28 protein-coding genes are annotated in these 21686 nt (G+C 38.3%); 11 read left to right on the top strand and 17 right to left on the bottom strand.

The annotated features are described in order from the left end of the window. Positions 1–39: 39 nt before the first annotated feature. Genes ABMA76_RS03845 through ABMA76_RS03835 form a run of 3 tightly spaced genes read right to left on the bottom strand, consistent with a single transcriptional unit; the run spans position 40 to position 1286 of the window. Positions 40–372, bottom strand: a complete 333-nt coding sequence (locus ABMA76_RS03845; RefSeq protein WP_392909182.1) for a hypothetical protein — start codon at positions 370–372, stop codon at positions 40–42. Positions 373–405: 33 nt separating this feature from the next. Next, complete coding sequence (locus tag ABMA76_RS03840) at positions 406–735, bottom strand: hypothetical protein (protein WP_392859786.1); 330 nt, start codon at positions 733–735, stop codon at positions 406–408. A 14-nt stretch (positions 736–749) separates the two neighbouring features. Next, positions 750–1286 carry a DUF924 family protein gene (locus ABMA76_RS03835; RefSeq protein ID WP_392909180.1) on the bottom strand — a complete coding sequence of 179 codons (537 nt, stop codon included), beginning with the start codon at positions 1284–1286 and terminating at the stop codon, positions 750–752. A gap of 70 nt (positions 1287–1356) precedes the next feature. On the opposite strand from ABMA76_RS03835, the gene ABMA76_RS03830 reads away from it, so the two are divergent. The 3 genes from ABMA76_RS03830 to ABMA76_RS03820 all read left to right on the top strand — a co-directional run bounded on the left by ABMA76_RS03830 (position 1357) and on the right by ABMA76_RS03820 (position 4020). Beyond that, the gene (locus tag ABMA76_RS03830; RefSeq protein WP_392909178.1) at positions 1357–2124 is read left to right on the top strand and encodes a hypothetical protein; all 768 of its coding nucleotides are present in this window, start codon (positions 1357–1359) and stop codon (positions 2122–2124) included. Positions 2125–2210: 86 nt separating this feature from the next. After that, the gene (locus ABMA76_RS03825; RefSeq protein ID WP_392909176.1) at positions 2211–2816 is read left to right on the top strand and encodes an FKBP-type peptidyl-prolyl cis-trans isomerase; all 606 of its coding nucleotides are present in this window, start codon (positions 2211–2213) and stop codon (positions 2814–2816) included. 124 nt (positions 2817–2940) lie between these two features. Further along, entirely contained in the window at positions 2941–4020 is a 1080-nt protein-coding gene (locus ABMA76_RS03820) for a lipocalin family protein (protein WP_392909174.1), read from the top strand. Between the two features lie 30 nt (positions 4021–4050). Here ABMA76_RS03820 and ABMA76_RS03815 read toward each other — a convergent pair whose 3' ends face one another. The 7 genes from ABMA76_RS03815 to ABMA76_RS03785 all read right to left on the bottom strand — a co-directional run bounded on the left by ABMA76_RS03815 (position 4051) and on the right by ABMA76_RS03785 (position 7568). Next, positions 4051–4455, bottom strand: a complete 405-nt coding sequence (locus ABMA76_RS03815) for a hypothetical protein (RefSeq protein ID WP_392909172.1) — start codon at positions 4453–4455, stop codon at positions 4051–4053. A gap of 125 nt (positions 4456–4580) precedes the next feature. Further along, complete coding sequence (locus ABMA76_RS03810) at positions 4581–4760, bottom strand: hypothetical protein (protein ID WP_392909170.1); 180 nt, start codon at positions 4758–4760, stop codon at positions 4581–4583. Positions 4761–4811: 51 nt separating this feature from the next. Next, positions 4812–5135, bottom strand: coding sequence for a hypothetical protein (locus tag ABMA76_RS03805; RefSeq protein ID WP_392909168.1), 324 nt, complete (start codon positions 5133–5135; stop codon positions 4812–4814). After that, entirely contained in the window at positions 5125–5676 is a 552-nt protein-coding gene (locus ABMA76_RS03800; protein ID WP_392909166.1) for a hypothetical protein, read from the bottom strand. Before ABMA76_RS03800 ends, ABMA76_RS03805 begins: the two co-directional genes overlap by 11 nt. Before the next feature lie 25 nt (positions 5677–5701). After that, entirely contained in the window at positions 5702–6697 is a 996-nt protein-coding gene (locus tag ABMA76_RS03795; RefSeq protein ID WP_392909164.1) for a fatty acid desaturase, read from the bottom strand. Positions 6698–6797: 100 nt separating this feature from the next. Further along, positions 6798–7097, bottom strand: coding sequence for an Hpt domain-containing protein (locus ABMA76_RS03790; RefSeq protein WP_392909162.1), 300 nt, complete (start codon positions 7095–7097; stop codon positions 6798–6800). A 9-nt stretch (positions 7098–7106) separates the two neighbouring features. After that, a complete protein-coding gene (locus tag ABMA76_RS03785) occupies positions 7107–7568 on the bottom strand; it encodes a two-component system response regulator (protein ID WP_392909160.1) in 462 nt (153 codons plus the stop codon). Between the two features lie 182 nt (positions 7569–7750). Between ABMA76_RS03785 and ABMA76_RS03780 the strand changes: the two genes are divergently transcribed. Then, the gene (locus tag ABMA76_RS03780; RefSeq protein ID WP_392909158.1) at positions 7751–8437 is read left to right on the top strand and encodes a response regulator transcription factor; all 687 of its coding nucleotides are present in this window, start codon (positions 7751–7753) and stop codon (positions 8435–8437) included. 3 nt (positions 8438–8440) lie between these two features. Here ABMA76_RS03780 and ABMA76_RS03775 read toward each other — a convergent pair whose 3' ends face one another. From ABMA76_RS03775 to ABMA76_RS03755, 5 genes are all read right to left on the bottom strand, one after another. Next, a complete protein-coding gene (locus ABMA76_RS03775) occupies positions 8441–8740 on the bottom strand; it encodes a hypothetical protein (RefSeq protein ID WP_392859753.1) in 300 nt (99 codons plus the stop codon). Between the two features lie 7 nt (positions 8741–8747). After that, positions 8748–9128, bottom strand: coding sequence for a PleD family two-component system response regulator (locus tag ABMA76_RS03770; RefSeq protein WP_392909156.1), 381 nt, complete (start codon positions 9126–9128; stop codon positions 8748–8750). Then, entirely contained in the window at positions 9129–11708 is a 2580-nt protein-coding gene (locus ABMA76_RS03765; RefSeq protein WP_392909154.1) for a GAF domain-containing protein, read from the bottom strand. A 27-nt stretch (positions 11709–11735) separates the two neighbouring features. Beyond that, positions 11736–13631 carry an acetate--CoA ligase gene (gene acs / locus ABMA76_RS03760; RefSeq protein ID WP_392909547.1) on the bottom strand — a complete coding sequence of 632 codons (1896 nt, stop codon included), beginning with the start codon at positions 13629–13631 and terminating at the stop codon, positions 11736–11738. A gap of 63 nt (positions 13632–13694) precedes the next feature. Further along, entirely contained in the window at positions 13695–14726 is a 1032-nt protein-coding gene (locus ABMA76_RS03755; RefSeq protein ID WP_392909152.1) for a serine/threonine protein kinase, read from the bottom strand. An 80-nt stretch (positions 14727–14806) separates the two neighbouring features. Between ABMA76_RS03755 and ABMA76_RS03750 the strand changes: the two genes are divergently transcribed. Further along, positions 14807–15247: a DUF4430 domain-containing protein gene (locus ABMA76_RS03750; RefSeq protein WP_392909150.1), complete on the top strand. Its 441-nt coding sequence runs from the start codon at positions 14807–14809 to the stop codon at positions 15245–15247. Here the strand turns inward: ABMA76_RS03750 and ABMA76_RS03745 are convergent. Together ABMA76_RS03745 and ABMA76_RS03740 are read right to left on the bottom strand one after the other, a co-directional pair. Continuing rightward, positions 15244–16731, bottom strand: a complete 1488-nt coding sequence (locus ABMA76_RS03745) for a YdiU family protein (RefSeq protein ID WP_393060983.1) — start codon at positions 16729–16731, stop codon at positions 15244–15246. The genes ABMA76_RS03750 and ABMA76_RS03745 overlap by 4 nt on opposite strands. 6 nt (positions 16732–16737) lie before the next feature. Continuing rightward, positions 16738–16959, bottom strand: a complete 222-nt coding sequence (locus ABMA76_RS03740; RefSeq protein ID WP_392909146.1) for a SlyX family protein — start codon at positions 16957–16959, stop codon at positions 16738–16740. Positions 16960–17096: 137 nt separating this feature from the next. On the opposite strand from ABMA76_RS03740, the gene ABMA76_RS03735 reads away from it, so the two are divergent. From ABMA76_RS03735 to ABMA76_RS03710, 6 genes are all read left to right on the top strand, one after another. Then, entirely contained in the window at positions 17097–17609 is a 513-nt protein-coding gene (locus tag ABMA76_RS03735) for a TlpA family protein disulfide reductase (protein WP_392909144.1), read from the top strand. A 65-nt stretch (positions 17610–17674) separates the two neighbouring features. After that, positions 17675–18406, top strand: coding sequence for a YebC/PmpR family DNA-binding transcriptional regulator (locus ABMA76_RS03730; RefSeq protein WP_392909142.1), 732 nt, complete (start codon positions 17675–17677; stop codon positions 18404–18406). Then, positions 18406–18840 carry a DUF5522 domain-containing protein gene (locus ABMA76_RS03725; RefSeq protein ID WP_392909140.1) on the top strand — a complete coding sequence of 145 codons (435 nt, stop codon included), beginning with the start codon at positions 18406–18408 and terminating at the stop codon, positions 18838–18840. The genes ABMA76_RS03730 and ABMA76_RS03725 overlap by 1 nt, the downstream gene beginning before the upstream one ends. 96 nt (positions 18841–18936) lie before the next feature. Then, entirely contained in the window at positions 18937–20424 is a 1488-nt protein-coding gene (locus ABMA76_RS03720) for a DUF4105 domain-containing protein (RefSeq protein WP_392909138.1), read from the top strand. 15 nt (positions 20425–20439) lie between these two features. Then, positions 20440–21024, top strand: a complete 585-nt coding sequence (locus tag ABMA76_RS03715; protein ID WP_392909136.1) for a hypothetical protein — start codon at positions 20440–20442, stop codon at positions 21022–21024. Between the two features lie 12 nt (positions 21025–21036). Further along, entirely contained in the window at positions 21037–21624 is a 588-nt protein-coding gene (locus ABMA76_RS03710; RefSeq protein WP_392909134.1) for a hypothetical protein, read from the top strand. Positions 21625–21686: the final 62 nt, after the last annotated feature.

Genomic DNA, 21686 nt, shown 5'->3' with positions numbered 1-21686 from the left:
TCCTTTTAAATAAAAATGTTAAAATTTAAATGTGAAAATTTACGATAAAGAAGGTGGCTTCTTTGCCGGATCGAGGTATGGGGATTTGAAGAAATCCAATCTTGGTGTTTGTGTATTATTACTTTTAAGAAGTGGTAATTTTAATTGAACAGTATGTTCGAGATTGGCCAGGAAGTGCAGGCCTGTGCAATGAATATGGCAATGATCAGAACCACTATCGTGATCATCACAATGATCAGGATGATCGAGTTTAGATTTCTCGACTTTAGTACTTTCTATATTATCCACAGATAATTTAATTTCATGGGCCTCATGAGTGAAGCTCACAAAAATCATAAAGACTGTGAATAGTGAAAGTAGAATTCGCATCATGAGTAAAATACTAACATGCTCAGATATTGGAGTCTAGCCTCCAGTTTGTTTCCACTTTAAATTTTTTTTATCGAAGTGCGCCTTAACTTGATCAAGCTTTTCGCCGTGAACTTCGATATAGTCGTTTTTAAAGGCACCTCCAACACCAAGAGACTTTTTTAAATCCTTAGCAAGTTTCTGACACCATTTTTTATTTGCAGGAAGATCGCTAATTTCAACAATTGCTCTTCCCTTTCCTGAAGTTAGTCTTCTAATTTTTAAAACAAGTTCAGATTCATTAACTTCTTCATTAGAATTATTTTTACTATTTTTTTTTCGTAAATCACCGGCCTCATCAGACCACACTAGTTTTGCATCTTTCATTCTTAGATCATAACTCAGAAACTAGAATTTGGCATTTTCAAAAAATCAATCTCTTCAGGGGTGGATTCTCGGCCGAGTACTTCATTGCGATGCGGGTAACGTCCAAAGCGTTCGATAATTCCCATATGCTGATGCATATACTGGAGAGCCATATCATTTTCTAGCTTTTCAAAAAGCCTTAATCCTTCTTTTTGAATCGTTATGGATTCACTATGCATATAGGGCATATAGAGAAAGTGCTTCTTTCTAGTCGTAAAGCCTTCATCAGTTTTTTGAAGGATTGCCTCTTGGGCCAAGACCAAGGCCATATCATCACTAGCAAAGGAGCGTGCATCACCACGATAAATATTGCGTGAGAATTGATCAAGAATGATAATTTCGGCCAAGCGACCAAGATGCTCTTTTCTCCACTCAAATAACTCTCCCTTTGCGGCCTTAGTGTGAAGCCTCCCAAAGCGTTTTTCGATCTCGCGATCAACGCGGCTATCCTTCATCCACTTTTGCTCGTCGGTAAGCTCATCAAACCAAAAATCAAGTACTTCGTGGTACATAAAGTCTCCTATTTAATGAAATTTTACCCGCTATCTTGTTCAAAATTCGAAATCTGGGTAGAACCTTTTCATGAAAAAATTAATCCTTCTAGTTTGTTTATTTACATTAACAAAATCAGTCTTTGCGGCCGTTAGCAAGGACGAGTACGAGCAAGTCAAAGACGCTCTCTATCAAGCTTATAGTGAACTTGCCCCATCACAAAATGAAGTTTTGCAAATTAACTTACCAATTACAGGTTTACCTGATTCGTATTGGTGGGATATTGATATGATCCATGCCTCATATGTCCAGGCCACAAACCAAGAAGATCAAATTGAACACCGTATCTACTTAATGGGTGGCTTTGGCCGACTTGAGGGAATGACTCCTGACGGACTGGCCCTAACGGCATGTCATGAGATCGGCCACGGTATTGGTGGTGATCCTAAGAAAGATGACCCAATGAATATGGGTTATCACTCATCAATGGAAGGGCAATCTGATTACTTTGCGACGAAAGATTGCTTAGCAATTGTCTTCAAGTACTTACCTGAGTTACGTGAAGTCAAAGAGAAACCTATCTATAAACAACTATGTTCTAAACAAGACAAGCACGAGTACTTTACTTGTCTTAGACTTCTAACTGCCATGGAAGCCGATCAGGCCTTTTTTAAAAGTCATGGTGATGAAGTAAGTTTTGAGACATATTCTTCAAATGTGGCCACAGAGCTTAACACTGACCCATCATTCTATCCTGAGGCCCAATGCCGCTTTGACACAATGATCAACGGAATTTTAGACCTTAAGCGTCCAGAATGTTGGTATCCGGGTGGTGAAAAAAACGGAACGTTGCGCTAAAGACCTGTAAATTTTCGACATGTCCCCCATTAAATGCTAAGGTTCCCACTATTATTAGTAGTATTTAACCAAACAAAGGGTATTTAATGGAAACTCATATGGAAAAAGTAAGCTACATTATCGGTCGCCAAATTGGTTCTGATTTTGTTGCACAAGGAATGGAAATCAACGCTGAAATTTTCGCAAATGCAGTAGCATCTGCAATGAAAGGTGAAGCAAGCACTCTTTCAGCTGAAGAAACTCAAAGAACAATGACTGAGTTCCAAGAGCATATGGCAAGACAACTTGCTGAAGCAGCTAATAAGCTAGCTGAAGAAGGTCGTGCATACCTTGAAACAAATAAAGCAGCTGAAGGTGTTACAACAACAACTTCAGGTCTTCAATATAAAGTTCTAGAAGCAGGAACTGGTGCAACTCCAACTGCTGAGTCTACTGTAGAAGTTCACTATGAAGGTAAACTAATTGATGGAACTGTATTTGATTCTTCATTCCAAAGAGGACAAACAATTCAATTCCCAGTTGGTGGTGTAATCAAAGGTTGGACAGAAGCTCTTCAACTAATGAAAGAAGGTGATTCTTGGGAACTAACAATCCCATCTGAGCTTGCTTATGGTGAGCACGGTGCAGGAGCTAAGATTCCTCCACACTCAACTCTTATCTTTAAAGTTCAACTTATCAAAGCAAACGTATAAGTTTATAGAAGGGCCAAGTCATTGGCCCTTTTCTTTAACTCTCCATAACCTTTCTTAACCAAACTTAAACTTCTAAATTGTTAATAAAAAGCTACATTCTCCTCCATAACTTATGGGAGGATTCATGAAAAAAGTATTATTCTTTTTTGCCGCGCTACCACTTTTCTTTAACTCTGCCTTAGCAGATAGAAAAAGCGCAGAAGAAACAAAATTATCAACAACAGAAACTGTCGGTGCAATGAAGCACACAAGACGCTTTAGAAATTTTTTAAGCGCTGCCCGAATTGCAGGCCTTGACGATATTGTAACAATTGATCACCCGATCACGATCTTTGCACCAAATGATGAAGCATTTGCAAAACTACCTCCTGAGACGGTTGAGTATCTTCTAGCAAACCCACTTGAGCTCAGAAAGCTACTTCTTTATCATATTGGATACGGACGCTTTGATAAGAAAGATCTTAGACAAAAGAAAGAAGTTAAGACATTTCACGGTAGAGTTATTCTAGTGGATCAAGATAGTGAAGAGTTTATTCTAAACTCAAGCACATTACGTCTTGGAACAATTAAGAAGCACGATAGAAATATCATCGTTCACGAAATCAATGAAGTTCTTATGCCTTCAGAAGAACTTCCTGCAAATAACTTCCAAACAGTTGAGTATGTTGATCTTTCACGCTACCTAGGAACTTGGTACCAACAAGGTGCATACGATGCTTTCTTTAACCTAAGATGTCAGGGAACAAAGGCAGAGTACACTCTTAAGCACCACCGCATTAGAGTAAAGAACTCTTGTCAGCTAGTTAATGGAAAAGAAAAAGTTGATAAAGCATATGCAAAAGTAGTTGATGAAATTTCAAACGCAAAACTTGCAGTTAGCTTTGTACCTCTACTTGGGTACTTTGGTGTAGGTGCTGGCGATTATCAAATCATCCACCTTGATGAAGAATATACTGAGGCAATCGTTGCTGACGCTAATAGAAATACTCTCTTTATTCTGACTCGAGAAAGAGAAATTGATGAAACAAAGTATGAAGAGCTAGTTCAGATTGCTGTTGATCAAGGTTTTAGACCGGAGTACATCAAAAGAACTCCTGTATATGAAGTAGTTGAGCCAACTGATACAACTGATACAACAGTTGGTGATAGCAATGACGACGATGTTGTCATTACTGATCCAGTTGAAGCTGATGTAATATTTTAAAAAAGAAAAGGGCCAGATTCTGGCCCTTTTTTATTCTACTTTAACTAGGTTTTTACAAACGATAATATTTCTCTCTTTCTTTGGAAAATGTGGAAAGAGATTGTATTTTGAAGATAGAGAATCAACCATAAACTTTCCGTTTCTTTGCTTCTCTAAAACAAGATCATTAAATCCAGTATATTCATCATCATGAAACCAGCGTTTCTCAACACCAGTATACTGACGATATAATCTAAACTCATCTGACTTATCTGTTTCTAAATCACCTTCAAGAACAAGTGACTTATCACCTTTTTCAACAGTTGCGTGACAATATCCCTCATCACATTCAATAGAAACAATGCACCCGCTTGAGCTTTCATAATTCCCCGCTAATTTAGCAGCAAATGAATTTAAAGAAATAAGTGCAAGCAATGCGACTAGTGTAATTTTCATAGTGAACCTCATCTAATTTTTTTAAAATCTATCAGATAACGACACTAGATCATATAAGGGTGGTAAGAAATATTATGGTGATTAGATTTTAAACAAGGGGGCAGCGCCCCCTTAAGTATATGAAATTATAGAGAATACATTTGAACGATGATGACAGCAAAAAAGATTGCTAGAAAAAGGGCCACACAGAAATAGAAGCCCCAAACACTTCCCTGCTCATCACCTTTGTTGTCATGTTGTCTAACTTTACCTTCATAATCAAATTTCTTTACTTCCAAAGAAGTATCTACTGATGCGTTTTCCATACATCCTCCATTGTTTTTAAATCAAATAATTTTTAAATTGTGATAATTGATCTAAGACAATGGTGGGCTGAGTCCAGAGTGAATGCCAAAGAATAGATTTGTGGCAAGTATTGGTCGTGTGTTTGAAAGTTGACCATAAGAAGGAGATCTTAAGTCATTATCGAGATTAATTAGATGTAAATATTCATCGGGAAAGTCTTCCAAAGACTTAAGTTCTGGAGTTCTAGTGTGGCCTTCAATTGAGGAGCTGGCCTCATGATTAAAGTCCAAAAAGATCTTGGCACTATCTTCAAAATCAATCTGTGTTGAAGCGGCACTTGCGATACTTCCCAGTAGGAAGAACCAGATGAATAGGATTATTTGCTTAATTTTCAAAGCGCCATAGTCCTCTTATATTTGTGACACCTGTTATGCGCCACTTATCTTTTTTCATTAAACTAAATACGACTTCAACAGGCTTTAGGGTATATCTGCCTTCGTTAATATTCTTCATGATCGTCGCATTTGTTTCGGGACGATTTGAAACAAGTGGAGGTCTTGTTAACTTCAACAAGGCAATTTGCATATCAAATTTATTATCAAACTCTGGCACGATAATAATAGTCCTAACAGTTGCGCGACTTCCCTCTTTTTTGACATCCACAACCTTAAATGAAAGTAGGCCCTGAATGGCCGTGAGAACTTCCTTCTTAGTCTTTTTGATATTCTTTTCCCAGGCAACGACATCTTTGACGAAGCCACGATAATCAGCGATTTGCTGCTGACTCCCAAAGCCTGGGTCATAGTAATTGAAAGTTTCTTCAAAATTGACCGAGAAAGTTTCGCGAACGACGGCCTCAACTGTTTGCTCTGGAGTTGGTTTTGAACAACTTAAGAATGTAAAAAGCATAATTAAAACTACGAGAAATCGTTTCATCCACACATTATACACTTAGCTTGAGCTATGGCCTAATCATTTCTTTGTTAAATCTCTGTATGGAAATTGACGTCACTAAAACATGGAAAATACTAGAATACGTATTGCACTTATAAATATGATCTGGTGGAAGTTTCTTCATCAACTCCCTGTGGGCGGCGGCCAAATTTGTATAGGGAAGCTCTGGAAAGAGATGGTGAATGGCATGATAATTTAGTCCATTAACAAAGATGAAAAATGAACTAAGTCCCGACTCTATTGTCACAGTGTCTAAGAGGTGTTCTTCCCAACTCATAGGCTCTAGCTTCTCATTAGTATAAAGATGATTAAAGAGTGCGCGATACATATTTAGCGTTGAAGAGATCACCACAATTGCAAACCAAATCCAGATCGTGCGCATAGGAAGAATTTCATTAAAGATGAGGGCCCCAACAATGACTTTATAGAGAACGCACATTAGGTCATTTCTAACCATACGGGCAACCTCTTTTTCTTCGTTTCGAATCGGTCTCTTATAATCCATGGAAAACGCTAAGGTGGACATATTTTGGTAAATCCAGACCTTTTGTTCCCTACTTAAGAGTGGATAAACAAGAGGAAGCACCCCAAAGCGAATGACCTGCACAATAGGTAGTGCAACTGATGCCATCAGAGGTCTCGATAAAGTTAGAAAGCTAAACTCTGAAATATACTTATACTCTGGGTCTCTTTTGGTTCCATAAGTCTTCTTCCCATGGTGAAAAAGATGGGCGTCTCCTAGATAGACAGGATAAGCGTTAGGCCAACCAAAGAGGATATTAAAGGCCGTTCGATACCCTTTAATCTTCTTTGCAATATGACTCACCTCGTGAACTAAGATTGTCCCACGATAGATAAAGAAAATCGCAATAAGAAAAGTGAAGATATTAAAGTGGAAGCAAGTGTAGAAGAAAGCACTCCACCCAATGAGAGCATTAAGAAGTAGATCAAACCAAACCCTACCCTTATTTAAGGTATGGTGATTTTTTAAGATCTCCTTCATTAGCTGAATGTCATCTCTTTTAGATATTACCTCTCTCATCATACTGTTCTAACATATGAGAAAAGTATCGATAAGATGTGTAGTGAAAACTTAACCTAATTTAACAATATTGCTCTTTCAAAAACTCAACATAGCGACTTAGGGTTTCAAACCATTTCTGCAATGAGTCTTCATCACCATCCTTTAGCGCCTTTTGTAAATTAGATACGATTTGATCCAGTTGAAAAAAGCCATAGGACTTTGCCGAGCCCAAGATCGTATGACAAACGCTACTCATTCCCCCGATATCATTAAGGTTATAGAAAGAGGATAGTTTCTCATAGTCTAGTAAGGTGTACTTGATAAAATCAGGAATTAAGCTTACTAATTCTGGGTCAATATCTGCTTTTACAAAAATCATAAAATCCTCCTAGACCAAATTCAAATACGAGTCTTTATACAAGCAGTTATAAACTGTTTTCTTTAATATCGAGCTTGCAATTGGCTTTTGGATGAACATCGGAAAATCAGTACCAATACCTTCAATTAGGGCACGATAATTCTTGTCTTGAGAAATAAATATGAATTGAATATCTGAGTCATTTAATGACTTTATCACTCTTCTTATACTCATCCCATTTGACTCCCCTAGATTAATGTCCAAGATCACAAGATCCACCTCATTTTGAGAGATATACTTAACAGCTTCAAACTCATCATTGAATGTTACGACATCAAACTGAAGGTCAAGCTCAAGAATTGGGCGCAAGTAATTTGTGATTCTTGGGCAATCATCGAGAATCACAATTCTCTTCTGATGACATCGAATCTTATTCTTATTGTTATTTTGTAGTGCTCTTGATCTTTGCTCAAAGCTTAATTCTTTTGCCATTATAACTCTCCATGATTAGGCTTGAGTTAAATACTACATCTAAGCTATGACCCCAATGTGACTAACTTATTAGGCCCCGCTAACAAGTCAATAATATCAACAAGATAAAGCTTGTTTTGTGATTCTATTCTTAAATTTTTTTGGTATAATAGGAAAAGATTGCACCCAAGAAAGAAGGCCTAGTGAAGAATTATCTATTAATTGATGATGATATTAGAATCTATAATCTCATGAAAGTTTACTTAAATAGTGACGAGAATCTTCATTATCTTGAATCCACAGAAGTAGTACAGCAAACTCTCGAAGAGAATAAGATCGATATCGTCATTATCGATATACACTTAGAAGAAAGTGATGGACTTAACTACTTCGTTGAGCAAAGGGATATCTTTACGAAATACAATATCCCAGTATTTATCATCAGCCAAAACACAGACTTAGTCATGAAACTCAAGGCCTTTCAATTTGGTGTTGATGACTATATTGAAAAACCTTTTGAGCCATTAGAATTATTTGCAAGAATTAGGGCAAAGGTACAAAAAAATAATAAGTCATCAGATATTCTCTCTTTAGGTGACTTGGTGTTTAATCTACAAAGTCGTACTTTAGTCATGAAAGGCCAGCAAGGCCATGAAGATATTCTTCTTTCAACGCTTGAGTTTAACCTCTTACTATACTTTGCGAAATCTCCTGAAGTCATTCATTCAAGAGAGGGATTACTTGATAATGTCTGGGGTAATAAATTAGATGTCACAGATCGAACGATCGATCATCACATTAGTAACTTAAGAAAGAAAGTAAAATCAAACTCTCACTTCATAAGAACGCACTTCAATCTTGGATACTCATTATCAGAATATAAAAAATAGCGACTAATTAAAATTGGCCAACAAGAAATTCACGTAGCTTTTAAAAACTTCATTTATCTCTACAGTTTTCTCAAAATCACCTGAGTCAACATGCTTTTTTAGCTCCCTGACTATTTCATCTAGCTGATCAAAACCATATGATTTAGCACTACCTAAAATTCGGTGACACACTCTACTCATGCCATTGTAATCTTTGACACGATAACAAGATTGAAACTCTTTAAAATCAACGACTGTATTTGTGATAAAGTCAGGAATAATTTCTATTAAATCTTTATCGATAACTGGTCTAGTGAACTTCAAAAGGCACCTAATTATTATTCAAAATGGTTGCAACTTTATTCATTAATAACTCATTATCAAAAGGCTTTACGATATAGTCGTCGACACCCATCTCAATGACAGATTTAGCAATCGAATAATCTGGGTTTGCAGAACAAATACAAACAGGCACTTCTTTTAAGCGCTCATTTCTATTTCGAAGAACTAAAAACTCTCCACCAAACTCACTAGACATATTTAAATCGAGTAAGATGAGATCCGGTAATTTTTTATCAAGATATTCATATGCTTCTGTTAAGTTATTAGATGAATGAACCTCAAAGCCAAAGCCTTCTAAGTGTTTCTTTACGATCTTAATGAATCGATTATCGTCATCAACAACAAGTATACTCTTACCTGAAAAATCCACTTACTCTCCTTTGCTTGCAAGCACTTTATTAATCAGCTTTATGACACCATCTTTTTTTACTGGCTTAATTAAGTATTCATCACATCCAATTTCAAAACAACGCTCCTTATCTTCTTTTAAGGCATAAGCTGTTAAGGCAATAATTGAAGCTCGACTAATATTCTCACTTCTTTCCAAGTCTCTAATCTTTTCAATCGCCTCAAAGCCATCCATGATAGGCATTTGTAAATCCATTAAGATTATATCAAAGTTATTCTCTTTCTTATAAAGATCAAATGCTTCTTGGCCATTTTCGGCTTCGATAATAGTCGCATTCTCATTTTTTAAATAAACCTTAATCAAATTACGATTATTAATAGCATCATCGACGAGAAGTATCTTGAGTTCACTAGCGTCTAATTTTTCTTCCTTATTAGGGCCTTCATTTTGAACGAAAGGTGCTTGCTGATTTTTTTCAACCTCAAGCGCTAAGGAAATCACAAATTCGCTACCGATGCCTTCCCTACTTTTAACATGGATACTTCCTCCCATTAACTCCACTAACTCTTTAGTAATGGCCAGCCCTAGGCCTGTGCCACCATGCTCTCGAGTTGTCGATTTCTTCCCTTGGTCAAATGCCTTGAAAATATTATCTTTCACATCTTCCGGGATACCAATACCAGAATCAATGACATTAATAATTAAGTTCCCAGGAAGATCGGCGCTTGTATTTTCTTGGACTTTAACAAGAATACTTCCCTCGTCAGTAAACTTAATAGCATTACTAATTAGGTTAATTAAGATTTGCATGATTCGAGAAGAATCGCCGATGAAAAAGTGAGCTAAGCTCTCTTCGATAGAATAAGAGAGGGAAATATTTTTCTTCTTGGCCGGCCATGTAAAGATATCCATCACTTCTATTAATAAGTCTTTTAAGTTAAAAGTTCTTTTATCAAGAGAGATGGCCGAGGCTTCAATTTTTGAAATATCTAAAATATCATTTACAAGATTTAATAAAACCTCACTAGAGCTTTTAAGAGAACTAGCATATTCGACATACTCATTTGAAATATCGGCCTTCGATAGAAGATCAGAAAAGCCAACAATTGAGTTAAGTGGAGTTCTGATTTCATGGCTCATATTCGCCAAGAATAAAGACTTTGCCTTTGAAGCCTCCTGCGCACTCTTTGTTGCATCTCTTAGGCTTTTTTCATACTCTAGTTGTTTAGTCGTATCGAGATTAACACCAATATGGCCATAAACTTGACCATCGTTATTTCTTAAAGGGGTTGCAATTGTTTTTGTGAAAGTTATTTCACCTGTCTTTACATTACAAAATTTAATATCGAGATCAAATTCTTTAGAGTTTGCAGCTGCTTGTGCCCACTTCTTACCAACCTCTTGCCTTTGTTCAGCATAAATTGCCTTAATCCAACCTTCACCAAGGGCCTCTTCTTTTGTCATCCCTGCATATTCGAGCCAACGTCTATTCTGATATCGGGCCAAACCATCTTCTGTTGTTAAGAAGACACCAACAGGGAGTAGTTCAGACAGTGTTTGGAATTCATTCAAACTTTCTTGCAGCTCAGAGAACGCCTTCTCTCTTTCTTTTAATGCATTCCAAACTTCAATTTTCTTAGAAATAAGCTGTGATAAAATTTCAACAAACCTTACCTCTTCTTTACTGAAGCCTCTTTTCTTTATAATACGTGATGAATAATTTAACGTTCCATAGATTTCATTATTAACTCGTATTGGTGTCCCAATAAAGGACTCGAGCTTCATATTTACGTAAACAGGGTGAGCACACATTTGCTCATCTTCACCAACATTCTCAAAAACAATTGTCTTATTCTTTTTTATGACTAGATCACAATACGTATCCGTTATACTTGCTTCAAAGCCCTTCTCGATTTGATTATCAGGACCAACAACTTCCACAACATGATAAATGCCATCGTTAATATGACTAATGATACCGTACTCTAAATCAAGAACATCCACTCCCCTTGATAAGAAAATTGGAAAAAAGTCAAACGGATCACCTGTTGAAGCAAGATTCAATCGTTGAATCTCCTCCATCATAAGAGAGAATTTACTGACATTATTTAAGTCACTTCTAAGTCTTAGGAGTTGACATATTTGATTGGCCAAAGTCTTTAACATCGAAATTTGAGATTCATCTAAGCTTCGAGGTTTTGTATCGATAATACATAATGTACCTAAGCGATGCCCATCTAATATCTCAAGAGGAAAACCTGCATAGAAGACTATTTTAGGGCCATCGCAAACAAGAGGATTACCTTTAAACCGATCATCAACTCTAGCGTCTTCTACAATCAAAGGTTCACTTGAGTGAATTGCATGAGCACAAAAAGATAACTCACGTTGCGTTTCACAAATATCGGCCCCTACTTTTGATTTAAACCATTGCCTTTCCTTATCAACAAAGGAAAGTAAGGCAGTAGGAGTATTCGTTATTTCAGAAGCTAATTGAGTGACATTATCAAAAACATCTTCATCTTCTGTATCTAGTATTTTCAAAGACTCTAGTAACGATAGTCTTTCTTTCTCATTCTTTGTTTCTTTGGCCGTTATCATTTTTCTACTTTCTTAAAAAATACTACTCTACTTCACACCATTCTTAATTTCTTCAACCACTGATGGGTCAAGAAGAGTTGAAGTGTCGCCAAAATTATTGAAGTCATGGGCCGCAATCTTTCTAAGAATTCGACGCATGATTTTTCCAGAACGTGTCTTTGGAAGTCCAGGAACAATTTGAATTTTATCAGGGCGAGCAACCGCACCGATCTCTTTCACAACTGTCGCATTAATTAGCTTCGTTACCTCGGCTTCGTCAGTAAGGTCAGTCACAACGTAAGCATAAATACCTTCACCTTTAACGTCGTGAGGATAACCAACAACCGCACTTTCAGCGATAGCATGATTCTTTCCAATGGCGTTTTCAATTTCTGCTGTCCCGAAACGGTGTCCAGAAACATTGATGACATCATCCACACGTCCAGTGATTCTAAAGTAGCCTTCAACGTCACGTTTTGCGCCATCACCTGAGAAGTAATAACCCTTATACGTTCTTAAGTAGGCATTCATAAAACGCTCATGATTCTTATAAACCGTACGTAGCATTCCAGGCCACGGATACTTAATACAAAGCTTTCCTTCGGCCATTGTTTCACCAATCTCATGGCCATTATCATCAACTAGAACAGGAACAATTCCAGGAAGCGGAAGTGTTGCCTTACAAGGCTTCGTTTTAGTGAGTCCTGCAAGTGGAGAGATTAAAATCCCACCCGTTTCAGTCTGCCACCAAGTATCAACAATTGGACATTTCTTCTTTCCAATAAATTCATTATACCAGTGCCAAGCTTCGGCATTGATTGGCTCACCTACTGAACCAAGAACCTTTAGGCTTGAAAGGTCGTACTTAGCTGGAATATTATCTCCTGCTGCCATAAGAGCACGGACTGCAGTTGGTGCAGTATAGAAATGTGTCACCTTATTCTTTTCAACGATATCCCAAAAACGTCCAGCATCTGGATACGTTGGAACACCTTCAAACATCATTGTTGTGGCACCATTTAAAAGTGGCCCATAAGTAATATAAGTGTGACCAGTGATCCAACCAATATCGGCCGTACACCAGTACATATCTTGCTCATCGACTTGGAAAACATTCGCAAATGTATAAGCGGCCCAGATCATGTAACCAGCTTGCGTATGAAGAACACCCTTAGGTGTTCCTGTTGATCCTGACGTATAAAGAATGAATAATGGATCTTCGGCGTCATGTTGTGGGGCCTCGTGTTTGTCTGATGCCTTATCAAAAAGCTCATGCCACCAAACATCGCGACCTTCTTTCATCTCCACTTCATTTCCTGCACGTTTGTGAACTAAAACGCTCTTTACGCTTTTGCAGGCCTTATCTTCAAGCGCCTCATCAACAATTGACTTAAGCTCAGTCACTTTTGTTCCGCGAAGTCCTCCGTCATTTGTAACAACGAGATTACACTGAGCATCTTCAATTCTTCCGGCCAGAGCTTGGGCAGAAAAACCACCAAAGACGACAGAGTGGATTGCGCCAATTCTTGCACAGGCAAGAACTGTAAACATAAGCTCTGGAACCATCGACATATAGATACAAACGCGGTCCCCTTTTTTAACACCAAGTCCTTCCAGCATATTTGCTGTTTTACAAACTTGAGCATGAAGTTCTTTATAAGTAAATTCTTGGTTAGCTTCATTGGGATCGTTTGCCACAAAGACCATCGCCTTCTTATCACCACGAGTTGCAAGGTGGCGATCAAGGCAGTTTTCAGTGATATTTAATTTCGCTCCATGAAACCAACGGATATCACCGTCTTTAAAATTACCTAGAGTTACTTCATCCCATTTTTTTGAGAATTGAAAATTCTCAGCAATTGATCCCCAATACTCAGATGGGTTATTCTTGGCCTGCTCATAGGCAGCTTCGTATTCTTCGAAAGTTTTTAGACGAATATCCATATTCATTACCTCACTTAAATTCTTTAAATAGAGGTAAATTTTCTCGCAACTTTTAAGATTCGTCTAGTAAACGTATGGATTCTTAACTTCTATTATCTTAGATAGTAAGGCCCTTAAATCGTTCATTTGCCCATACCAGTAATTTGGCGATTCAAAATAGCCAAAAGTATACTTAAATGAAGGGTCATCCCAACGTTTTGCGATCCACGCACTAAAGTGAATTAGCCTTAGAGCACGTAGTGAAGGGATCAGCTTAAGTTGCTCGTATGGGAATGAGCGAATGCTATCATACGCTTCTAAAAAGATATTGCGATCGATAACAGACTGCTGATCATCACCGGGGCAAATTGGCCAAACGTCTTGAACGACAGGGCCCATTACCATATCGTCGAAATCAACAAAGAATGAGTCATCACCTCTTAAGATGATATTTCCCTTATGAAAGTCACCGTGGACTCTTTGATAATTTACATTTTCAAAGAGCGGTTTGGACTCACTGATGATTTGCTCGCAAATTGTTAAGAAGTGCTCGCGAATATCGACAGGTATATAATTTGTGGAAGCAAGAAATTTTAAATTCGCGACTCCATAAGTCTCAGGAGTCAGCTTAATTCTGTGATCTGCATTTTTTAAAGCACCGACACTATGAATACGGGCCAGAGAACGCCCCATAATTTCAAGCTGTTCGATATTCATTTCCTCAGGGTTTCTGCCCCCTCTCTTTTCATAGAGGCAATAGAAAATCTTGTGATCTGGCATCTCAAATAGAGTTGTGCCCTCAATTTCAAGTGGGGCGATCACAGGAATCTCCGCATCATCAAGATCCTTTATGAAATTATGCTCATCAATGATCTGATCCTTCGTCCAACGTCCAGGACGATAGAACTTGGCAACAATAAAGTGGTCACTTGGGGAATTGATCTCAGAGTCAGGGCGGTCCACCTCAATCTCATAGACTCGGTTTTCGATACTATTTAACGGTAGGCAGCGCCCCGTCGTCTTAAAACCGACTGCATCAATAGCATCTAAAATGGCCTCTGGATTTAATTGGAAGAAATATTGGGTCTCTTCGCTGCCCCATACATAATCACTCATGTAAAAAATCATATGCTTGCGCACAGTGCCATGGCAATAAAAACCTCGGGTGCTAGAAAGCCTTATACTTAGGAGAGATTATGTACAAATTTGCACTTTTAGCACTTATTTCAACTTTTAGCTTTGCCACAACTTTTGAGTTTGTAGGCCCTTGTAAAAGAGGCGCACTCTTTAAAACAGAGATGCAGCTAAAAAATGGTTCAACTGTTGGAAGCGCGACGATTGATCTTCTCAATAATTTTGGTATTGCCTACAAAGGAACTCAAAGGGCGATGAACTCGATCTTTGATACGCCAACGGGGCTTGATGCCATGGAAGTTTTAAGTGACACTCAAATGAATGCACATGGTTGGTGTTATTCAGTAAATGGCCAAAGCCCAGAAGTATATCCAGATGAAGTTCCACTAGGAAACGGAGACCACGTGATGTGGTGGTTTGGCTATGCACACTACGACAGCGGTGAATGGCTAACTCAATGTGAGCCAACTTGGAAGCGTGCTCCTGCTCAATTTTGTCATTAACTAGAACAACTCAGAGTCGAGCAACCAGGCCTTGATGTCGACCAATCAGGTGCCTTAACAAGAAAAGGCCTTGTGAATTCATTTAACTCGTATGGATTTGCAATGGCCTTTTCAAGATTTCTTAGAGATGCCTCATCCCCTTTTTCTAAATCATCTAAAACCATCTGCACAATATAATTACGTGGAATAAAAACAGGATTTGCTTCGTTCATTACTCCAAAAGCAATCATTGGATCGATTCTTTGAAGCTTCTGCTCTCTTTGCCACTTAGCGACCCAAGTACTGATACGAGAAAGATCAGAGTCACTTAAATCTTTATAGAAAGCATCTTGCCAAGAGACTTCCTTGCCTTCCATCACAGATATAAGTGTTCGATAAAAGAGAGTCATATCAGCTTGTAGCTCATATTTTAAATCAAATAGCTCATCGATAAATTCACGCGTACAAGTCTTAAGCCCTAGCTTCTTTGCCACACTCTCCTGATAAAAGCCGTGAAAGTATTCTGGAAATTGGTCAAAAACTTCATCTAAGCTTTCAAGGCATACAGTCTGCAGAGCTTCTTTAAGTTGCGCAAGATTCCAATAAGCAATGCTAACTTGATTAATAAAGCGGTAGCGTCTTTCCCTGAAGTCCGTTGTATTTGGTGTCCAATTCGGATCAAAGCGATCTAGCCATCCATATGGGCCATAATCAATTGTAAGTCCTAGCATTGAAAGATTATCAGTATTCATCACTCCGTGAACAAAGCCTACACGCATCCACTCGCTCATTAAAAAAGCTGTTCGACGAGTAACTTCCTTAAACATCTCCTTGATGCTCATCCCTGGAAAATAATTATCAATGGTGAAGTTCACAAGCTCAGTTAGTTCTTCTAACTCGTGATTGGCAGCATGGATCTGATAGTGGCCAAAGCGCAAGAAGCTTGGTGCGACACGAGTACAAATGGCCCCCTTTTCATAGGCAGCATTTCCATCATAGAACATATCACGTAGGACCTGCTCACCTGTTTCAACAAGGCATAGCGCTCTTGTCGTTGGAACACCTAAGTTAAACATGGCCTCCGAACAAATATACTCTCTTAGAGACGAGCGTAGAACTGCCTTACCATCAGCACCTCTTGAATATGGTGTAAGGCCCGCGCCTTTTAGCTGAACCTCAAGTCCATTATGAAGACCTAAAGTCATGGCCCTGCCATCACCTAATTGTCCTGCCCAGTGGCCAAATTGATGTCCTCCGTAGCGAGTTGCCACAGGAGCAGTATGGTACTCTTCTTGATTACCACTTAGAAGCTTTAGCCAACTCTCTTTGTCAGTCTCATTAATCCCCATGGCCTTAGCAAGGTCCTCTGACCAGCATAGCTCTTTAGGAGCGGGAGACTTCTCAGGAGTGACACGACTAAAGTGTGCCCCTGGAGTTTGTTGTGGGCGACCCGTAAGATCTTTAAATTCACGCAGGCCCTTATATGCTACTTCTAGTTTAATCATAATTACCTAATAATGTGGTGGTTTGAAATCTTTGAGATTCTCAAGAGTCATTTGTTCACCAGAAACCTCTCCCTGATTGGCCAGAAGATTTCTAATATGGACGACAAGCTCATCAATGATGAACTCTTGTTTAGTGACAACTTCATTTAGTTGGCCAAGTAAATGATCTTGGTGACAAAATTTTTCTTCTAATGCGATTAATTTCTTTTCAAGTTCTTCATTATTCATGTCTATAAACTACTACATTACTCAACTAGCGTCTATTTCTTAGTCGATGAATACTGTAGTTTTGGGCGCTTACAGCTGTTAAAAATATTAGGATTTTATTAATATGGCCTTTTCCAATACGTGGTACAATTACTGCCATGAAAAAGAAGTGGAATATTGCCACAAATTTCATCTCCATCCTTCTTGTTGGGTTCATTATTTACAAGCAGGCCCCTGCTGTACTCAATAACTTTAAAAAAGAAGGAAGTACTCTTGCTCCTAAAGAGTATGTGGATCTTCGCACAAATAAGAAGCTCGAGTTCCCAAGTAAGGATCTACAAAATAGAAGCCTCGCTATCTTCTGGGCCACTTGGTGTGGGCCATGTAAAGTCGAGATGAAACGTCTTCATCAATCAGTCCTGGAAGGAAAGCTTTCAGCTGATCAGATTTATGCCATCAATTCATTTGAGAATGAATCAACAATCAGAAGATTTATTGGGCAATCACCTTATGAGTTTCGCTTTATCTCTTCACCATACGCGGTACAAGCACTTGATGTTAAATCAACTCCCACAACAATTCTGCTTGAAGGACCTCATGTCAACTCAATGAGCTCAGGTCTGAGTTTTATCGGGATTTGGCGCGCAGAGCAATACCTCGCTAAGAAGTAGTTTTCTCGACAAATAGTCACTCTCTGGCTACTATTAACAATACTTTATTTTTAAACGAGGATTCTATGGGAAGAAAATGGGCCAATATCGTCAAGAAGAAAGGCGCTCTTGATAAGGCAAAAAGTCAGATTTACACAAAGCTATTATTTGAAGTAACAAAAGCAGTTAAATCAGGTGGCGACGACCCAGGCTCAAACTTTATCCTTAAAATTGCTCTTGATAAGTGTAAGGCAAATAATGTTCCTAAAGATAATATCGATCGTGCCATTAAGAAAGGCCTTGGTGGAGAAGACGACGGTTACGAAGAAATCAACTATGAAGGCTATGGGCCAAATGGTGTTGCGGTATTCGTTGAGGCCTCAACAAATAATCCGACTCGTACCATTGCCAATGTAAGAGTTCATTTTAAAAAGGCCGGTGGTTCAGTTGGAACAACAGGAACTCTTCAGTATGTCTTTTCAAGAAAGGCCCTATTTGAAGTTCCAGTTGCAGAGCTTGATGAAGACGAGTTCACATTAGAGATGATTGATGCTGGTGCGGAAGATATTGAAGTCGAAGATGGCTACTTTTCAATCACTGGGCCAATGGAAGTCTTTGGCTCGATCTCTAAGAAATTAGAAGAGATGGGAATTACACCAGAAGAAGCAACACTTGAACAAATTCCACAAACCTTCAAAGAAGTTGATGATGAGACGTATTTAACTATAATGAAGATGGTGGATGGACTTGAAAGTGATGAAGACGTTCTAAAGGTTTACCACAATATTCAATTTGATGAGCGCTTCGAAAATTTATAATGGATAAAGCAAAACTAACCTATACAAATGAACAAGGACGAGAGGTGAAAACCTCTCAATTCCTTAAAAACCGTGGTTCTTGTTGTAAGACGGCCTGTCTTCACTGCCCTTACGGTTTTACTTTAAAGAAACATGGCATTCAAAGCCAAGAAGTTGCTACGGACAAAATTGCTAAAGCACAAGCAATTTTAGATGCCAATCAACAAGAGTCTCCCTCTGTTGCCTCCTCTTTAATGGGAGCGGCCTTTGGTGGAACTAAGCCTAAGAAGGTAACAATTTCAGAAGCAAACTCAAGTGATTTTGCGTTTGTTGAGCTCAAAGGAGAGACCTTTGGCCTTATCGAAAAAGGTAGCGTCCAGGCAAAGAAGCTCTATCTTAAAGAGCAATTTAAAGAGCAAGGACTTGATCTCGATACAGTAAATTCAATTATATAGAAACTGTTCACTATTTTTACATACTCTTCTTTTTTTCAATTTCTCTGTGAGATAGCTGTAATCAATTTATATTGAAACAGATTAAACGGAGAAAATATGAAGAAGATGACTCTACTTTCAGTAGTGCTTACGGCACTTCTTAGCTCACTGACAACTCAGGCCAGACATGATGAATCGTACTTTGAAAAAAGGCAGCGTGAACGTATGGAAGAGCGTAGAAAGCAAAAAGCACTTGAAAAGAGGGCCAATCAAATCAATTGGGGAGCAAATTACCAAGATCTTCTTAATGAGAACTCTCGTTTTTTCAAAAGACTTTTTGAGCGCTATGAGAATGGGAATATCATAGGCCTAGAGCTTGTGATCGCTTCAAGTTCTTGGTCAAATATTGAAAGTGGCTTTGGTCACACCATGCTACGTTTTGTGGACAATGTAGGTTCAGAAGCTGACGACGTCGTTCTAAGCTTTGTTGCCAATGTCGACACCCTAAAGCTCAATTACTTTAAAGGAATCTTTGGCGGCTATCCTGTATTTCCTCAAGTTAAGAGTCTTCGTATGTTTATGGATGAATACAATAATAAACAAAGACGAGACCTTGATCGCTATATCATTATTTCAAATGAAGAAATTAGAAAAAATATTATTAACGAACTAAGAAATCAGTGGGAACAAGTTACTAACCATCGTGTCGAAACACAAAAGTCAGTTCTACAAGAAACTCTTGAAGAGCTTAACCAGTTTTCAACAAAGAAGTATGGAGAAGGTAACTACGGAATCCTTCCTCTGCGTTCAGGAACAGGATCAGTCTTTGCTCTTACTCCAGTACCAAATAACTTAACATCAAATTTTAAGACGACAGTTGAAGAAGTATTTCCTGTTAAATATGAGTTACCAGAAAGTAGCGAATTAGGAGATTACACATTCTTCTCTAATAATTGTGCTGGTGCACTTGTTAACTTCTTAAAGCAAGTTGGCTACCCATATCACAAAAAGATGGGGTTCAAGGGGCGTATCCCACTTGCTCTTCCAGACTACCTTCAAAGAGCATTAATTAACCCATACCCTATTATTAAGATCCACTCGCTAAGAGAGCTTAAGGATAAAGCAGCAAGTATTCTTGAATTAAAAGATGAAAGTTATCTGCAATACGATATCAACACAGACCAAGTTAAGAAGCTTCAAAAAGCTCTTAGCTTAAATGAGTTTAGAAAGCTTAATGAAATTGCAACTCTAGATCTTGATGCTTTTAAATACTATGCCTCTCAGATTCAAGAAACAAAGGCCGTCTCCTTTGATGAGCTTCACGGAATTACAAAGGCTCCAAATGCACTTTATGAAATATGCAATAACTCTAAATGTGAACAAGATGTGATTAAAGGACTTGAAGAGTTTTATGGAAAAGGTGCCTTTTCTAAGATTAAAGAAATCAATAAGGAAAAGTCACTTAAGGCCATTACAAAGTGGAGGCATGACCACAGCACAAAGAGAAGAAAAAAGGTCATCACTCGCCCTTACAAAGGTTTATTAGTTAATAAGAAAATATTAGATCATCAAAAGAGATTCTACCTACTCGATTCGAGATGGTAAGAAATAGGAGAAACCATGAAAAAGATTATGCTTTTAACATGTCTTATATCAATCCTAATGGGTATTAGTGCTAAAGCATCATGCCTAGAAGTTTATAAAGAAAATCATCGTGCGCCAGACTACCAAGATGTTGGAGCGATGGCCGGTATCTCTTCAACAATCGCAGGAGTTACTGTAGCTGGTGGAGAATTTGCCCTAGGCCTATCAACAACGAGTGCCGTTGGAATCCTTCATCCAGATAGTGCCCTAAGTGAGCTGACGATTTCTAAATCAATTAAAGGTGGTGTCTCATCGACAGTTGACTCTCTTTACTACGGAGCATCTAGTACATCTGCAGCAATGGGAATCATCAAAGATCGTGACTATAGAAAACAACTGAAACTTATCCAAGCATCAGAACTAGCACCTAAACTGATCAGTGGTGACATTATCGAGATGACAGGAAAGATCAATGATAATCGTCCAGTGGATAAGAGGGTTTCTGTAAATGAAATTGCCAGTGAAATTCAATTAGCAAATGAAAGAATGGATTTCTGTCTTGATAGCGAAAATCTTATGACAGTAGATGAAATTCAAAAATATATCGAAGAACAACTATAGAAGGAGAAAACAATGAAAAAATCATTAATTGCCCTAGGGCTACTTTGCTCACTAGCAGTTTCAACACAAGCATCATGCCTTGAGCTTTACAAAGAAAGAAATAATGCACCTTCAGACAGAGCGCTTGCAACAGGAGCAGCACTTAGTACAACAGGTGTAGCTGTCATTTATGGTGGTGTTGAGCTAGCTTCAACAACTATTGCTGCCGGTACGGCCTTACTTGAAGACTCTGATAATATCATTATTGATCTAATCGCTCTTGATATCATTGAAGATGGCCTTTCGTCGTCAACTCACGCTGTTTATCACGGCTCATCTAGTACACTAGCAGCGACTGGTGTAATTGACGATAGCAAGAGAAACTTCAGAGGACAGATTGAGCTAATTCAAGATGCTCAGCTATCTCCAAAAGTAACAGGATCAACTCTTGCAGAGTTTACTGAAGACCTAAATGATAGAAGATCTTCAGGAAACAAGGTTTCTGTTGAGCAAGTTGCAGATGAAATCCGTGTAGCTGATGCACGTGGTGAGTTCTGTATGGATGCGGATGATATGATGTCGATGTCAGAGATCCGTAACTACATCAACAACCAACTTTAATAAGTGTTTAAATAATAGGCCCTATCAAGGGGCCTATTGTTTAACTTCTAGACACTTCCCTC

Origin of the sequence: Halobacteriovorax sp. ZH5_bin.2 (assembly GCF_043196375.1) — a bacterium.
Lineage (GTDB): Bacteria > Bdellovibrionota > Bacteriovoracia > Bacteriovoracales > Bacteriovoracaceae > Halobacteriovorax_A.
This window is presented reverse-complemented; position numbering and strand designations above follow the sequence as displayed.

Excerpts from the sequence above, each read along its gene's own strand:
- ABMA76_RS03755 (WP_392909152.1), bottom strand. The coding sequence starts at position 14,726 with ATGAGTGATTATGTATGGGGCAGCGAAGAGACCCAATATTTCTTCCAA.
- ABMA76_RS03725 (WP_392909140.1), top strand. The coding sequence starts at position 18,406 with ATGGATAAAGCAAAACTAACCTATACAAATGAACAAGGACGAGAGGTG.
- ABMA76_RS03830 (WP_392909178.1), top strand. The coding sequence starts at position 1,357 with ATGAAAAAATTAATCCTTCTAGTTTGTTTATTTACATTAACAAAATCA.
- ABMA76_RS03795 (WP_392909164.1), bottom strand. The coding sequence starts at position 6,697 with ATGAAGGAGATCTTAAAAAATCACCATACCTTAAATAAGGGTAGGGTT.
- ABMA76_RS03790 (WP_392909162.1), bottom strand. The coding sequence starts at position 7,097 with ATGATTTTTGTAAAAGCAGATATTGACCCAGAATTAGTAAGCTTAATT.
- ABMA76_RS03745 (WP_393060983.1), bottom strand. The coding sequence starts at position 16,731 with ATGATTAAACTAGAAGTAGCATATAAGGGCCTGCGTGAATTTAAAGAT.
- ABMA76_RS03820 (WP_392909174.1), top strand. The coding sequence starts at position 2,941 with ATGAAAAAAGTATTATTCTTTTTTGCCGCGCTACCACTTTTCTTTAAC.
- ABMA76_RS03750 (WP_392909150.1), top strand. The coding sequence starts at position 14,807 with ATGTACAAATTTGCACTTTTAGCACTTATTTCAACTTTTAGCTTTGCC.
- ABMA76_RS03715 (WP_392909136.1), top strand. The coding sequence starts at position 20,440 with ATGAAAAAGATTATGCTTTTAACATGTCTTATATCAATCCTAATGGGT.
- ABMA76_RS03740 (WP_392909146.1), bottom strand. The coding sequence starts at position 16,959 with ATGAATAATGAAGAACTTGAAAAGAAATTAATCGCATTAGAAGAAAAA.
- ABMA76_RS03845 (WP_392909182.1), bottom strand. The coding sequence starts at position 372 with ATGATGCGAATTCTACTTTCACTATTCACAGTCTTTATGATTTTTGTG.
- ABMA76_RS03785 (WP_392909160.1), bottom strand. The coding sequence starts at position 7,568 with ATGGCAAAAGAATTAAGCTTTGAGCAAAGATCAAGAGCACTACAAAAT.
- ABMA76_RS03720 (WP_392909138.1), top strand. The coding sequence starts at position 18,937 with ATGAAGAAGATGACTCTACTTTCAGTAGTGCTTACGGCACTTCTTAGC.
- ABMA76_RS03710 (WP_392909134.1), top strand. The coding sequence starts at position 21,037 with ATGAAAAAATCATTAATTGCCCTAGGGCTACTTTGCTCACTAGCAGTT.
- ABMA76_RS03800 (WP_392909166.1), bottom strand. The coding sequence starts at position 5,676 with ATGAAACGATTTCTCGTAGTTTTAATTATGCTTTTTACATTCTTAAGT.
- acs (WP_392909547.1), bottom strand. The coding sequence starts at position 13,631 with ATGGATATTCGTCTAAAAACTTTCGAAGAATACGAAGCTGCCTATGAG.
- ABMA76_RS03840 (WP_392859786.1), bottom strand. The coding sequence starts at position 735 with ATGAAAGATGCAAAACTAGTGTGGTCTGATGAGGCCGGTGATTTACGA.
- ABMA76_RS03810 (WP_392909170.1), bottom strand. The coding sequence starts at position 4,760 with ATGGAAAACGCATCAGTAGATACTTCTTTGGAAGTAAAGAAATTTGAT.
- ABMA76_RS03730 (WP_392909142.1), top strand. The coding sequence starts at position 17,675 with ATGGGAAGAAAATGGGCCAATATCGTCAAGAAGAAAGGCGCTCTTGAT.
- ABMA76_RS03815 (WP_392909172.1), bottom strand. The coding sequence starts at position 4,455 with ATGAAAATTACACTAGTCGCATTGCTTGCACTTATTTCTTTAAATTCA.
- ABMA76_RS03825 (WP_392909176.1), top strand. The coding sequence starts at position 2,211 with ATGGAAACTCATATGGAAAAAGTAAGCTACATTATCGGTCGCCAAATT.
- ABMA76_RS03835 (WP_392909180.1), bottom strand. The coding sequence starts at position 1,286 with ATGTACCACGAAGTACTTGATTTTTGGTTTGATGAGCTTACCGACGAG.
- ABMA76_RS03735 (WP_392909144.1), top strand. The coding sequence starts at position 17,097 with ATGAAAAAGAAGTGGAATATTGCCACAAATTTCATCTCCATCCTTCTT.
- ABMA76_RS03765 (WP_392909154.1), bottom strand. The coding sequence starts at position 11,708 with ATGATAACGGCCAAAGAAACAAAGAATGAGAAAGAAAGACTATCGTTA.